Genomic DNA, 13,798 nt, shown 5'->3' with positions numbered 1-13,798 from the left:
GTTTTTATACTTATATGTTAATAACGGTTGTAAACTATTTTATTGTTTATCAACTGAAAATGGCTTTTTTTCTCCGACTTTTATTTTTTGGAATGGTCTATTAGCTGCCTTTGCGTATGATTTTTTGTTATCGTATTTTAAAATAGATAAAGTAATCTTATATTAAATATTAAGAGAATGGGGGAATTCAATTGAGTATTAAAGAAATAACGATAGTAAATAGAGAAAAGGTTGTTTCATTTTTTAAGGAGCATTGGGGAAGCACTGAAATGGTAATTTCAACAGGTGTTTATCAATGTGATACATTGGATGGTTTCATTTTTGAGGGAACTAATCAGATTATTGGTTTGGTTACTTATGTCATTAAAGATAATGAAATGGAGATTATTTCGTTAGATAGTCTCCAAGAAGGGAAAGGTATTGGATCTTCATTAATGAAAAGTGTTGAATACATAGCAAAGCAGAAAAAAATACAAGTAGTAAGTTTAGTAACAACAAATGATAATTTGAACGCTTTAAAATTTTATCAAAAAAGAGGTTACAGAATAACGTCTGTTATTCCTAACGGTGTAATCAAGGCACGAAGCTTAAAACCTTCAATACCTTTAATAGGACATGAAGGGATTCCATTAAATGATGAATTAATATTAAAGAAAATATTGTAGTTACATAAAAATTATTGAGGATTGCTTATTTATGGGATTTCTTCTTTGACTAACGGAGCTTTAGTAAAAAAGGGACATTGGAGAAAAATGAGCTTGTAGATTCATTTTCCTGCTCATTTTTTATATGTATTTATAAATAACCTATGCATCAAGACATAAATTACTTATGATTACAGCGACAGGTGGCGACTCCAGTGGGATAAGTGAGTCAGATAAGACAACACAAACGACGCGCAAGCGGCGGTGGTGGCTTATCGCTAACCCCACGGAAAGCGTCCATCCAAAGCGGAAATCTGCCATCTATTGTCCATATTTTTACGTAAAACAATTATATAGATAGAAATATATCCTTCTTTAAAAAAGGTTGTCTATAATTTGTATTCTCTTCCCTTTTTTTGCATACATTTAATTATGCAAATAGACGGGAGAGATTTTTTTGTGGACAGAAATAATAGCAGGACTCTTAATGTCGGTCGATGTACTTATCTTATTTTCTCTTGTATCATATAGAAAACAGGTTTTGACTCTTGCGGCTTGGGTGGCATCATTACATATGCTCTTCCCCTTAATAGGATATTATGCAGGTGTTTTAGTACAAACCTACTTACAGCAGGCAAGTCCTTATTTGTCAGGGGTTCTTCTTTCGTTGGTTGGACTTCAAATGGTACTATCCAAATCACCAAAAGAAACTCCGATCATGCCCCCCTTCGTATTAGCGATAGTGGCAAGTCTAGATACCTTTTCTGTGAGTATTTCATTTGGTATGCTTCAAGTGGAAAAGCTAATCTTTATACTAAGCTCTGGATTCTTCGCATTTGTCGGCGTAATAATTGCCCAGAAGATTATATTTAAAAAGACAGTGATGAACAGAGGAATCATTATGAAGCTTGCAGGTGTAGTTCTATTAACAATGGGCCTATTAACACTTCAAAACATACAATAATATCAAAGTATATTCGTAATCCAATATATAATAGAGACGAGGAATGATCGCAGTGAATATTTTATTTGTTTGTACTGGTAATACATGTAGAAGTCCCATGGCAGAGGCTATTTTAAAATCTAAAAATCTAAAAAACATACAAGTTCAATCCGCAGGTATTTATGCTTCGGACGGCGAGAACATGTCCGCTAACAGTCGTAAAGTACTAGAAAATAAAGGAGTTCCTTTTGCTCATAAGTCTTCATCTTTACAGCCGTCTACGGTTGAGTGGGCAGATCTTATATTAACGATGACTGCTGCGCATAAGCAAGCTATTATTTATGCCTTTCCAGAAGCAATTTCTAAGGTTTATATGTATAAAGAATTTGCAACTCCGGACGATATACAGGATGTAATGGATCCTTTTGGTGGGAATATAGGTATATATGAACAAACATTTGAAGAACTAAATGTATTAACAGAGGAACTAGTGAAGAGACTATAGGGGGAAAAGGGATGAAAGAAAAGAGAAAGAGGAACGCTTTTGGCATTCAAAAGAAAATTGTTCTATTTGTAACGGTACTTGCTTTAATTACTTACTCTACAAGTGCATTCTTTATTAATTATGTACAGCCTTATTTGCAATCCTTAGACATTAATATTGGAACAATTCAATTTGAAATTCTTACATATGCGTTAGGAATTTTTTGGTCAGGCCTTTTAGCTTATTTTTTCAGTGGACTTATTATCAAACCCTTATTTAATCTAGAAAAGGTTGCCACTCTTGCTTCAGAAGGAAAAATAGGAGTCGATGTGGAAGTACCAAACTCAAAAGATGAAATACAATCAGTTGCTATAGCTTTTCAAACGATGCTAGAAAACCTGCGAGAAATGGTTCAAAGTATCGAAAAGAATTTTGATAAAACAAATAAAAGTGTGCAAAAGCTTTCTGAGGAATCGTCAGTTGCCTCTGAACAAGCGGAGGCCATTGCCTCCACAATTGCTCAAATTTCTGAGGGAGCAGAGCAATCGGCAATAGCAGTCCAAGAAACTGCAGAGTCTGTCGAGGATGTTCGAGTGCTAGCATCCGAGGTAAACAAGCGTGCAGAAAAATCTTCTATACATTCAAAAGAAATGATCACAGAGCTTTCGGAGACAACAGAAGTCATACAATCACTTGTCAGTGGAATCCAAAAGATTGCAACAGGAAGTGAGTCAGCTTTAGGTAATGTCCACCAGCTGGAAGAGAATGCTGGGAAGGTGGAAAGTATTATTCAATTAGTTGGGGATATAGCAGCCCAAACTAATCTACTTGCTTTAAATGCTTCTATAGAAGCTGCTCGTGCAGGTGAGCATGGTAAGGGCTTCGCTGTAGTAGCAGAGGAAGTTCGTAAGCTAGCCGATGAGAGTGCGAAGGCTGTTCAAGGAATTTCAGAACTAATATTAGCAATCCAAACGGATGTTAAAACGGTCGTACAGCAAATGACTAACCAAGTTAGCTTTGCTGTTAGTGAAGCAAAACGAGTATCTGAGACAAACGCAGCAGTCGAAGGAATGTCTATAAAAATTCATGAAATGGCTGAGTCAGTAGTCGAGATTTCATCATTAGTTGAAAAACAGCTGACTAATATTGAAAGCACTGCTCGCCAATCACAGGATGTTGCAGCTATTGCGGAGGAGACATCAGCTGGTGCTGAGGAAGTAAGAAGTGCTACAGATGAACAAGCCCGTTCAATAGAAGAAATTGATATTTTAGCAGCTGACTTGAAGCATCAATCGGAAGATTTATTCAAGGTAATCTCTCAATTTGACCGCTCTTCCAAATAATTCATATCAAAAAGGTATGTTAAAAAAACAGATACAACTCATACTATATGAGTTGTATTTTTTTGCTCAAAAAGATGTTATGATTGGGTTGAGTACTAAACAGAAAAGAGGGAACAAGATGAAAATTGCAATTTCTTCTGATCACGGAGGGAATAATCTTCGGAAAGAAATTATTCAGCAGCTTGAAGAACTCGGTCTTTCCTATAAGGACTTTGGTCCACAAACGAATGATTCTGTTGACTATCCAGATTATGCGGCACCAGTAACAGAGGGTGTAGCTAGTGGGGAATATGATCGCGGAATTTTAATTTGTGGAACAGGTATTGGGATGTCCATTGCTGCTAATAAAATGAAGGGCATTCGCTGTGCATTAGTGCATGATGTTTTTTCTGCTAAAGCTACACGATGCCATAACGACTCAAATGTTCTCGCTATGGGAGAACGAGTGATTGGTCCAGGACTTGCCAGAGAAATCGTAGCTACTTGGTTAGCTCAAGAATTTGAAGGTGGCCGTCACGAACGACGTATTGAAAAAATTTCAGCATTAGAAAAATAAGCTTGAATAGAGGGATTTCAGATGGAAGCAAAAAATTTGTGGCAACAACAAATGGAACAGCTTCTCCTGGAAGTAGAGCAGCAAATTACTTTTTCTAAGGATGATTTGTTTGTCGTTGGCTGCTCTACCTCTGAAGTCATTGGGGAAAAGATAGGAACTGCTGGCGGTTTAGAAGTGGCTGAGGTTTTATATGAACCAATTAAGGCTTTTGCTGAACGAAATAAAATCCATCTTGCCTTTCAAGGCTGTGAGCACATCAACCGTGCTCTAACGATGGAAAGAAAAACGCAGCAGCTCTATAGACTGCCAGAGGTTTCTGTTATCCCAGTAGTTCGCGCAGGGGGTTCCATGTCTGCATATGCGTACACACAGCTTGAAGAGCCTGTAGTAGTAGAAAGCGTTCAAGCCAAGGCAGGGATTGATATTGGTCAAACTATGATTGGTATGCAGCTACAACCCGTTGCTGTACCATTACGTGTATCTATCAAGAAGGTTGGAGAAGCGATTATTACCATTGCAACAACCCGTCCAAAGCTAATTGGTGGGGCAAGGGCATTTTACGGATGATATTAGAGGAGGAACTAGTAGTGGAAAAAATTCAATCACAAGATCCAGCGGTATTTGAGGCAATGTTAGCGGAGAAAAAACGTCAACAATCAAATATTGAACTAATTGCGTCAGAAAATTTTGTTTCAGAGGCTGTAATGGAAGCTCAGGGCTCTGTTCTTACAAATAAATATGCAGAGGGCTATCCGGGCAAACGTTATTACGGTGGCTGTGAGCATGTAGATGTAGTAGAAGATATTGCTCGTGATCGTTTGAAAGAAATTTTTGGGGCAGAGCATGCAAATGTACAACCACATTCTGGTTCCCAAGCGAACATGGCGGTTTATATGACTGCTCTTCAACCAGGTGACACTATTCTAGGTATGAACTTATCTCATGGTGGACATTTAACACATGGCTCTCCTGTTAACTTTAGTGGTATTCAATATAACTTTATTGAATATGGAGTAAATAAAGAAACCGAAATGATAGATTATGAGGAAGTTCGCTCAATAGCTTTAGAGCATAAGCCTAAAATGATTGTTGCTGGGGCAAGTGCTTACTCACGTACAATCGATTTCGCTAAATTCCGTGAAATTGCAGACGAGATTGGAGCTTATTTATTCGTAGATATGGCTCATATTGCAGGTCTAGTTGCCGCTGGTCTTCATCCAAATCCAGTGCCACACGCACACTTTGTAACTTCTACAACACATAAAACTTTACGTGGCCCACGTGGTGGTATGATTTTAACTACAGAAGAATTTGCGAAGAAAGTTGATAAAACAATTTTCCCTGGTATCCAAGGCGGACCGCTAATGCACGTAATCGCTGCAAAAGCAGTTGCTTTTGGAGAAGCTCTTCAACCGGAATTCAAAGAATACCAAAAGCAAGTTGTAGCTAATGCTAAAACTCTAGCAGATAGTTTAACAGAAGAAGGTCTACGTATTGTATCTGGTGGTACAGACAACCATGTAATGCTATTAGATGTATCTGCTTTAGGACTAACTGGTAAAGTAGCAGAACATGTACTAGACGAGGTTGGTATTACTGCAAACAAAAATACTATTCCTTTTGATACTTCTAGCCCATTCATCACTTCTGGAGTACGTATTGGTACACCAGCTGTAACTTCAAGAGGTTTTGCTGAGCAAGAAATGAAGGAAATCGCTTCTATTATTGCTAAACTATTAAAAAATCACGAGGATGCTTCAGTAATTGCTGAAGCAAAAGAAAGAGTACAAGCTCTAACTGGTAAATTCCCTCTATATAATTAATTGATAATAGGGAGGCTTATGACAACATCATAAGTCTCCTTTAACTATGATTAAATAGGTTGCGCATAAGATTGTTTGATTTTATCCCAAAAGCAAATATATTCCTGCTAATCGCTTGAACCAAAGGACAACCTAAGGCTGTTGTTTCTATAAATGAAATAGACGAAATATTAAGTCCCTAGGATTAGTGGTATGATGTGTATCGTTTTTGGTATAATGACAAAGATGTAAAAACAACAAAAGGAGAGATGTTAAATGGCTAAAGTATACGTATTTGATCATCCACTGATTCAACATAAACTTACATATATCCGTGATGTGAAAACTGGTACAAAAGAATTTCGTGAGCTTGTAGATGAGGTTGCTACATTGATGGCCTTTGAAATTACGCGTGACCTTCCTTTAGAGGAAGTAGAAGTAGAGACTCCTGTTCAACTTACGAAATCTAAAGTAATTGCAGGAAAGAAATTGGGACTAGTTCCAATCCTTCGTGCAGGTATTGGAATGATTGATGGCATGTTAAATCTTATTCCAGCTGCAAAAGTAGGTCACATCGGACTTTATCGTGATCCAGAAACATTGAAGCCAGTCGAATACTACGTTAAGCTTCCTGCAGATGTTGCTGATCGTGACTTTATCTTAGTAGACCCAATGTTAGCAACTGGAGGCTCTGCAATAGAAGCAGTTAACTCTCTGAAAAAACGCGGTGCAATGAGCATTAAGTTCATGTGTCTTATTGCTGCTCCAGAAGGCGTAAAAGCACTTCAAGATGCTCACCCAGATGTTGATATTTATATTGCAGCACTAGATGAGAAACTTAATGATCATGGCTATATCGTGCCTGGTCTTGGAGACGCAGGAGATCGCTTGTTTGGAACAAAGTAAAATTGAATCTTTCTAAAAGATATTCGGTTGTTTAAGCAAAGGTAGCAATCAGCTGACTTTTCCTTTTTATAAGGGCATGTCAACTTATTATACAGATGGAAGATAAGACTGTGAAAATGTGTCTAAACGGATGATAAGTTTTAAAATTAATGAATGAAATTAATTATGAAGAATAAGTTTCTACAATATTCTTTAAAATTTGTCGATAAATTGTCAATCTAATCATCTACGTGAAGTTTTTCACTGATAGCAATTGACATCAAATAGCCCCTATTGTATGCTTACTTAGGATAATCATGATAGGGGTTTCATGCGTGGAACACTTGATGTATCAACTTTCTACTAGATTCACAGTTTTTACTTATTTCAAGGAAAACGTGAGGATACTTTTATGCGTCATTTTGACGTCCGTTACAAGGGATAGCTCATTATTCAGCGATTCTCTCACAGCTTGTCGGTTCTATAATGATAGGTATTCACAAAAAGTGGATTGATCATACTTTTGGAACCACTCCAATCTTTTAGTAAATTGTCTACTGCCTGCTTTGCGCATTGACAATCCTTACTACCATTCGAAAATATGATTCAGGAGATTAGACCAATGCTAGAAATGCAACGTATTTTTACGAGGCAAAAGAAGTGCATATTTTTTTTGCTTGCGTTATGTGTGTTAGGGTGGGCATTTACGCCGTATTCTTCCATTTTTGCAGGCTTAGCAGTAGGTTCCATATTCGGTCTGTATAATTTCTGGATACTAGTACGTAGAATGGAGAAATTTGATCGTGTGATGATGGGTGAAAAAGGTCGAGCACGCTTAGGGACAAGCTTTAGATTTGCCTCTGGTATTGCTGCCGTTGCTATTGCACTTCTTTTCCCAGATGAAATTCATCTTATCAGCACGGTTATCGGATTAATGATTCCCTATGTTCTACTTATTGTGGAACGCATTTTGTTAGTTAGAAATCAGCCATGAGTATGTGAAAGAGAGGTGAAAGAATCGTGGGACACTCAAATCCAGAGTTTGTGCTTTGGGGTATGACAGGGAACTGGTCAAACATCCTTATGTTGTTTGTAACTTCTCTAGTTGTTTTCTTAATTGCATTTATTGCAACTAGAAACTTGAAGCTTAAACCAACGGGTATGCAAAACTTCATGGAGTGGATTATGGACTTCGTGAAAGGAATTATCAAAAGTAATCTCGACTGGAAAACAGGCGGTAGATTCCATATTCTAGGGATTACATTAATTATGTTTATCGCGATAGCCAATTTGCTTGGACTTCCGTTTTCAATTTCGTATGACGGAGTACTTTGGTGGAAATCACCAACTGCGGATCCAACAATTGCAATGACACTATCAGTGATGATTATCGTTTTAACTCACTATTACGGTATTAAGATGAAAGGTTTCAAACAGTACAATATTGATACCTACTTAAAACCGATGCCGGTATTATTCCCACTTAAAATTATAGAAGAATTCGCAAATACGTTGACACTTGGTCTTCGTCTTTACGGAAATATCTATGCAGGGGAAGTATTATTAGGTCTTATTGCAGGCTTAGCAACAGCGAGCTGGTTTGGCTTTGTTGGTGCAATTATCCCAGCAATGGCTTGGCAAGGATTCTCTATCTTTATCGGTGGAATCCAAGCGTTCATTTTCGTTATGTTAACAATGGTTTATATGTCACATAAAGTGTCAGCAGACCATTAATATAACTGTTTAGGAAACTAAGCAGAAAAAATAAAAACAACATTCCAAGGAGGAAATTAAACAATGGTAGGTTCAGTTGGTCTTTTAGCAGCAGCTATAGCAGTTGGTTTAGGTGCACTTGGTGCAGGTATTGGTAATGGTCTAATCGTTTCAAAAACAGTAGAAGGTATTGCTCGTCAACCAGAAGCACGTGGAGCTTTACAAACAGTTATGTTCATCGGGGTAGCGTTAGTTGAAGCCGTGCCGATTATCGCAGTAGTTATCGCGTTCATCGTATTAAACCAATAGTATGTATAAATAAAGTCAATAATGGCGGAAACTAACTCCGCCATTCTCTTTATGAATAAAACCTGAATTAGAAAATAATAAACAAAAGTTTAAACATTATATAAGTAAGATCTCTTAATAGCGTTTGAAAGGAGTGAAACAATCGTGTCTTTTGAATACCTCGCACTTGGTGCTGGTGAGACCCATAATGGGTTAAATGTTTTGGATATTGGAGCTACATTATTCTTCTTCATCTTACTGATGATCTTATTGAAGAAAGTGGCTTGGGGTCCTTTAATGGGGATTATGACACAGCGTGAAGAGTTGATCGCGAGTGAAATCGAAGCAGCAGAAACTAGCCGCCAAGAATCTCAACGTTTACTTGAAGAACAACGTGACTTACTAAAAGAAGCACGCACAGAAGCGTTAGCGATTGTAGAAAATGCGAAGAAGCAAGGGGAAGCATCACGTGAAGAAATTATCACAACTGCTCGCTCTGAAGCTGCGCGTTTAAAAGAATCTGCTATTCGTGAAATCGATACAGAAAAAGAAAGAGCGATTGCAGCGGTACGAGAAGAAGTCGTTTCACTATCAGTACTTGCAGCAGCTAAAGTTCTTGAAAAAGAAGTTTCGGAAGAAGATAACCGTGCGCTGATCGAGGCAACGATTGCGAAGGCAGGCGAAGTTAATTGAGTAATTCAACTGCAGCAAAACGCTATGCCATCGCGTTGTTCGAACTAGCACAACAAAAAAATGAACTTCAATCGGTTGAAAATGATTTACGTGAGCTTAATGTTGTATGGAAAGGCAATAAGGATTTGAAAACATTGTTTACTTCTCCTAAGCTTTCTTTAGACAAGAAAAAAGCGCTAATCCGAGAAATCTTCTCAAACGCTAATCCAATCGTTATCAATACACTACTAGTGCTTATTGATAAGAAAAGATTACATGAAGTCACTGATATTATTTCAGAGTATATGGCACTTTCCAATGAAGCACAAGGTGTTGCAGAAGCGAAGGTCTATACAACACGCGAATTAACAGAAGCAGAACGTGCAAACGTTTCATCTGTATTTGCAAAAAATGTAGGGAAACAATCTTTACGCATTCAAAACATCGTAGATCCATCAATTATTGGTGGTATCCGCGTTCAAATCGGAAACCGCATTTACGACAGCACTCTTAGCTCTAAGCTAGATCGCTTAAAACGTAACTTGATCGGTTAATATTATGAATTATGAGAGGTGACATACATGAGCATCAAAGCTGAAGAAATCAGTGTCTTGATTAAACAGCAGATTGAGAATTATGAATCTGAGATGAAAGTTAGCGACGTTGGTACGGTTATTACAATTGGTGACGGTATCGCGCGTGCTCATGGCCTCGACAACGTCATGGCTGGAGAGCTTTTAGAATTCTCAACTGGTGTGTTAGGTATGGCACAAAACTTGGAAGCGAATAACGTTGGTATCGTTATCCTTGGACCATACACAGACATCAAAGAAGGCGATGAAGTACGTCGTACAGGCCGTATTATGGAAGTTCCTGTTGGTAAAGAATTGATTGGCCGCGTAGTCAATCCACTTGGCCAACCAGTTGACGGACAAGGTCCTATCGCAACTACAAAATCTCGTCCAATCGAAAGTCCTGCACAAGGGGTTATGGCACGTAAATCTGTTCATGAACCACTTCAAACAGGTATTAAAGCGATTGACGCTCTTGTACCAATCGGGCGTGGACAACGTGAGTTAATCATCGGTGACCGCCAAACAGGTAAAACATCTGTTGCGATTGATACAATCCTTAACCAAGCAGACCAAGATATGATTTGTATCTACGTAGCAATCGGTCAAAAAGAATCGACTGTTCGTAATGTAGTAGAAACACTTCGTAAAAAAGGTGCTTTAGATTACACAATCGTTGTAACTGCATCTGCATCTGCTCCAGCTCCATTATTATACTTAGCTCCTTATGCTGGTGTAACAATGGCAGAAGAATTTATGTTCGAAGGTAAGCACGTATTAATCGTTTATGATGATTTATCTAAACAAGCTGCTGCATACCGTGAACTTTCATTACTTCTTAAACGTCCTCCAGGTCGTGAAGCATATCCAGGGGATGTATTCTACTTACACAGCCGTCTACTTGAGCGTGCTGCGAAGTTAAATGAAACATTAGGTGCAGGTTCAATCACTGCATTACCATTCGTTGAAACACAAGCTGGAGATATCTCTGCTTACATTCCAACAAACGTAATTTCTATTACGGATGGTCAAATCTTCTTACAATCTGATTTATTCTTCTCTGGTGTACGTCCAGCGATCAATGCTGGTTTATCCGTATCACGCGTAGGTGGATCAGCTCAAATTAAAGCAATGAAAAAAGTTGCCGGTACACTTCGTCTTGACTTAGCTGCATACCGTGAGCTTGAAGCATTCTCTCAATTTGGATCAGATTTAGATGCTGCAACACAAGCTAAACTTAATCGTGGTGTACGTACAGTAGAAGTATTAAAACAAGACTTGAACTCTCCTATTAAAGTAGAAAAACAAGTTATTATTTTATACGCTCTAACACGTGGCCATTTAGATGATATTCCAGTTAAAGATATTTCTCGTTTTGAGGCTGAACTTAGTAGCTGGTTAGATTCAAACCACACAAACGTTTTAGATCATATTCGCACGACAAAAGATCTTCCTTCAGAAGAGGATTTAAACAATGCAATCTCTGCATTCAAGAAAACTTTTGCTATATCTGAATAATATCTTTGTCTAAGTGAAAAAAACAATAAGGTGGTGAAATACCAGTGGCATCTTTACGCGACATTAAAAATAAAATTACGTCAACTAAGAAAACAAGTCAGATAACAAAAGCTATGCAAATGGTTTCTGCTTCTAAATTGAACCGTGCGGAGGAAAATGCGAAAGCATACGTTCCTTACATGTCTAAAATGCAAGAGGTAGTAGGCTCCATTGCTTCAGGAACAAGTGATAGTGGACATCCAATGTTAACTCATCGACCTGTAAAGAAAACTGCATATATCGTCATTACTTCTGATCGTGGTTTAGCAGGGGCATATAACAGTAATGTTATACGTGCTGTTGCGAATGCTATTACTGAACGCCATGCTTCAAAGGATGAGTATGTAATTTTTGCAATTGGACGCATGGGACGTGACTTCTTCGTAAAACGTGGTTCAAACGTAATTGGAGAAGTGATAGGGTTACCAGACCAACCTTCTTTTTCGCATGTTAAAGAAATAGCGCGCAAAGCTGTTGGTATGTTCACGGATGGTACATATGATGAACTTTATATGTACTATAACCACTTTGTAAGTGCCATCTCCAGTGAGGTAACTGAGAAAAAGGTGCTACCGCTTACGGATATTGCAGCAGAAACTACAGGCTCAACTGCTTCTTATGAATTCGAACCTTCTAGTGAGGCGATTTTAGAAGTACTTCTTCCACAATATGCGGAAAGCCTAATTTTTGGTGCATTACTCGACGGTAAAGCAAGTGAACATGCTTCGCGTATGTCTGCTATGAAATCTGCAACAGACAACGCAACTGATTTGATTAGTAACTTAACGTTAGTATATAACCGAGCACGTCAAGCTGCGATTACGCAAGAAATTACGGAAATTGTCGGCGGTGCATCGGCTCTAGAATAGGTAAAGAAAGAAAGTAAGACAGGAGGGAACAGTAGTGAACAAAGGACAAGTACTACAAGTAATGGGTCCAGTTGTTGACGTTAAGTTTGACAACGGCCACTTACCAGCTATCTATAATGCATTAACTGTAGCGATTGAACGTCCAAATGAAGCTCCTACTACATTAACTTTAGAAGTAGCTTTACACTTAGGTGATGACTCAGTTCGTACAATTGCGATGTCATCTACTGATGGACTTAAACGTGGTGCAGAGGTATTAGATGCTGGCGCAGCAATTTCTGTTCCAGTTGGTAACGTAACTTTAGGACGTGTATTCAACGTTCTTGGTGAAGTAATTGACTTAGGAGAAGAAATTTCTACTGCTGAGCGTCGTGACCCAATTCACCGTCAAGCACCAACATTTGAAAACCTTTCAACTGAAGTTGAAATTCTTGAAACAGGTATCAAAGTAGTAGACCTTTTAGCTCCATACATTAAAGGTGGTAAAATCGGTCTGTTCGGTGGTGCCGGAGTAGGGAAAACAGTTCTTATCCAAGAACTTATCAATAACATTGCTCAAGAGCATGGCGGTATCTCAGTATTCGCTGGTGTTGGAGAGCGTACGCGTGAAGGAAATGACTTATTCCACGAGATGAGCGATTCTGGCGTTATTAAGAAAACAGCAATGGTATTCGGTCAAATGAATGAGCCACCAGGAGCACGTATGCGTGTTGCACTAACTGGTCTTACAATGGCTGAATATTTCCGTGATGAACAAGGTGCAGACGTACTTTTATTCATCGATAATATCTTCCGTTTCACACAAGCAGGTTCTGAGGTATCAGCACTTTTAGGCCGTATGCCTTCAGCAGCTGGTTACCAACCAACACTTGCTACAGAAATGGGTGCACTTCAAGAGCGTATCACGTCAACTAATACAGGTTCTGTTACATCTATCCAAGCGATCTATGTACCAGCCGATGACTATACGGATCCAGCTCCTGCAACAACATTCGCTCACTTAGATGCAACAACAAACTTAGAGCGTAAATTATCTGAGATGGGTATCTATCCAGCGGTAGATCCATTAGCTTCTTCTTCTCGTGCGCTTTCTCCTGAAGTAGTAGGACAAGAGCATTACGAAGTAGCACGTCAAGTACAATATACTTTACAACGCTACAGAGAGCTTCAAGATATTATTGCGATCCTAGGTATGGATGAATTAGGAGACGAGGATAAGGTTGTAGTTAACCGTGCTCGCCGTATTCAGTTCTACCTATCTCAAAACTTCCATGTTGCTGAACAATTTACAGGTCAAAAAGGTTCTTATGTTCCTGTTAAAGAAACTGTTGAAGGCTTCAAACAGATTCTTGAAGGAAAATATGACCATTTACCAGAGGATGCATTCCGTTTAGTTGGACGTATCGAAGAAGTTGTGGAAAAAGCGAAAAGCATGGGCGTAGAAGTATAATAAATCGGACCTGGAGGTAA

16 protein-coding genes are annotated in these 13,798 nt (G+C 38.5%); all 16 read left to right on the top strand.

Annotation, left to right across the window (positions count from 1 at the left end):
• The first annotated feature begins 191 nt into the window (after nucleotides 1–191).
• The 16 genes from H9650_RS04375 (at nucleotide 192) to atpD (ending at nucleotide 13,778) form a co-directional block, all read left to right on the top strand.
• Nucleotides 192–665, top strand: coding sequence for a GNAT family N-acetyltransferase (locus H9650_RS04375; protein WP_151111305.1), 474 nt, complete (start codon nucleotides 192–194; stop codon nucleotides 663–665).
• Nucleotides 666–1,101: 436 nt separating this feature from the next.
• A complete protein-coding gene (locus H9650_RS04370) occupies nucleotides 1,102–1,608 on the top strand; it encodes a manganese efflux pump (protein ID WP_151111303.1) in 507 nt (168 codons plus the stop codon).
• A gap of 43 nt (nucleotides 1,609–1,651) precedes the next feature.
• The gene (locus H9650_RS04365) at nucleotides 1,652–2,092 is read left to right on the top strand and encodes a low molecular weight protein arginine phosphatase (RefSeq protein WP_225215891.1); all 441 of its coding nucleotides are present in this window, start codon (nucleotides 1,652–1,654) and stop codon (nucleotides 2,090–2,092) included.
• Between the two features lie 11 nt (nucleotides 2,093–2,103).
• Nucleotides 2,104–3,414 carry a methyl-accepting chemotaxis protein gene (locus H9650_RS04360; RefSeq protein WP_154311448.1) on the top strand — a complete coding sequence of 437 codons (1,311 nt, stop codon included), beginning with the start codon at nucleotides 2,104–2,106 and terminating at the stop codon, nucleotides 3,412–3,414.
• Between the two features lie 118 nt (nucleotides 3,415–3,532).
• Nucleotides 3,533–3,970, top strand: a complete 438-nt coding sequence (gene rpiB, locus H9650_RS04355) for a ribose 5-phosphate isomerase B (RefSeq protein WP_144540527.1) — start codon at nucleotides 3,533–3,535, stop codon at nucleotides 3,968–3,970.
• Between the two features lie 21 nt (nucleotides 3,971–3,991).
• Nucleotides 3,992–4,537, top strand: coding sequence for a TIGR01440 family protein (locus H9650_RS04350; RefSeq protein ID WP_191696652.1), 546 nt, complete (start codon nucleotides 3,992–3,994; stop codon nucleotides 4,535–4,537).
• Between the two features lie 20 nt (nucleotides 4,538–4,557).
• Nucleotides 4,558–5,793: a serine hydroxymethyltransferase gene (gene glyA / locus H9650_RS04345; RefSeq protein WP_191696651.1), complete on the top strand. Its 1,236-nt coding sequence runs from the start codon at nucleotides 4,558–4,560 to the stop codon at nucleotides 5,791–5,793.
• Nucleotides 5,794–6,048: 255 nt separating this feature from the next.
• On the top strand, nucleotides 6,049–6,678 hold the full coding sequence (gene upp, locus H9650_RS04340; protein ID WP_144540517.1) for a uracil phosphoribosyltransferase: 630 nt from the start codon (nucleotides 6,049–6,051) through the stop codon (nucleotides 6,676–6,678).
• A 601-nt stretch (nucleotides 6,679–7,279) separates the two neighbouring features.
• Entirely contained in the window at nucleotides 7,280–7,651 is a 372-nt protein-coding gene (locus H9650_RS04335; RefSeq protein WP_144540515.1) for an ATP synthase subunit I, read from the top strand.
• A 26-nt stretch (nucleotides 7,652–7,677) separates the two neighbouring features.
• On the top strand, nucleotides 7,678–8,391 hold the full coding sequence (atpB, locus tag H9650_RS04330) for a F0F1 ATP synthase subunit A (RefSeq protein ID WP_144540513.1): 714 nt from the start codon (nucleotides 7,678–7,680) through the stop codon (nucleotides 8,389–8,391).
• Nucleotides 8,392–8,454: 63 nt separating this feature from the next.
• Nucleotides 8,455–8,679, top strand: coding sequence for a F0F1 ATP synthase subunit C (gene atpE / locus H9650_RS04325; RefSeq protein ID WP_144540512.1), 225 nt, complete (start codon nucleotides 8,455–8,457; stop codon nucleotides 8,677–8,679).
• Nucleotides 8,680–8,823: 144 nt separating this feature from the next.
• Nucleotides 8,824–9,351, top strand: a complete 528-nt coding sequence (gene atpF / locus H9650_RS04320; protein WP_144540509.1) for a F0F1 ATP synthase subunit B — start codon at nucleotides 8,824–8,826, stop codon at nucleotides 9,349–9,351.
• Nucleotides 9,348–9,884 (top strand): F0F1 ATP synthase subunit delta, encoded by a 537-nt coding sequence (locus H9650_RS04315; protein ID WP_154311446.1) that lies wholly within the window; start codon nucleotides 9,348–9,350, stop codon nucleotides 9,882–9,884. The genes atpF and H9650_RS04315 overlap by 4 nt, the downstream gene beginning before the upstream one ends.
• 27 nt (nucleotides 9,885–9,911) lie before the next feature.
• Nucleotides 9,912–11,420 (top strand): F0F1 ATP synthase subunit alpha, encoded by a 1,509-nt coding sequence (atpA, locus tag H9650_RS04310; RefSeq protein ID WP_144540505.1) that lies wholly within the window; start codon nucleotides 9,912–9,914, stop codon nucleotides 11,418–11,420.
• A 44-nt stretch (nucleotides 11,421–11,464) separates the two neighbouring features.
• The gene (locus H9650_RS04305; RefSeq protein WP_144540502.1) at nucleotides 11,465–12,328 is read left to right on the top strand and encodes a F0F1 ATP synthase subunit gamma; all 864 of its coding nucleotides are present in this window, start codon (nucleotides 11,465–11,467) and stop codon (nucleotides 12,326–12,328) included.
• 34 nt (nucleotides 12,329–12,362) lie between these two features.
• Entirely contained in the window at nucleotides 12,363–13,778 is a 1,416-nt protein-coding gene (atpD, locus tag H9650_RS04300; protein ID WP_144540500.1) for a F0F1 ATP synthase subunit beta, read from the top strand.
• Nucleotides 13,779–13,798 lie beyond the last annotated feature (20 nt).

The sequence above is a fragment of the Psychrobacillus faecigallinarum genome (assembly GCF_014836595.1).
Classification (GTDB): domain Bacteria; phylum Bacillota; class Bacilli; order Bacillales_A; family Planococcaceae; genus Psychrobacillus; species Psychrobacillus faecigallinarum.
The sequence above is the reverse complement of the archived record's forward strand: the minus strand, read 5'-3'. Positions and strand labels throughout refer to the sequence as shown.

Excerpts from the sequence above, each read along its gene's own strand:
- H9650_RS04365 (WP_225215891.1), top strand. The coding sequence starts at position 1,652 with ATGATCGCAGTGAATATTTTATTTGTTTGTACTGGTAATACATGTAGA.
- H9650_RS04335 (WP_144540515.1), top strand. The coding sequence starts at position 7,280 with ATGCTAGAAATGCAACGTATTTTTACGAGGCAAAAGAAGTGCATATTT.
- atpA (WP_144540505.1), top strand. The coding sequence starts at position 9,912 with ATGAGCATCAAAGCTGAAGAAATCAGTGTCTTGATTAAACAGCAGATT.
- H9650_RS04360 (WP_154311448.1), top strand. The coding sequence starts at position 2,104 with ATGAAAGAAAAGAGAAAGAGGAACGCTTTTGGCATTCAAAAGAAAATT.
- atpE (WP_144540512.1), top strand. The coding sequence starts at position 8,455 with ATGGTAGGTTCAGTTGGTCTTTTAGCAGCAGCTATAGCAGTTGGTTTA.
- upp (WP_144540517.1), top strand. The coding sequence starts at position 6,049 with ATGGCTAAAGTATACGTATTTGATCATCCACTGATTCAACATAAACTT.
- H9650_RS04350 (WP_191696652.1), top strand. The coding sequence starts at position 3,992 with ATGGAAGCAAAAAATTTGTGGCAACAACAAATGGAACAGCTTCTCCTG.
- rpiB (WP_144540527.1), top strand. The coding sequence starts at position 3,533 with ATGAAAATTGCAATTTCTTCTGATCACGGAGGGAATAATCTTCGGAAA.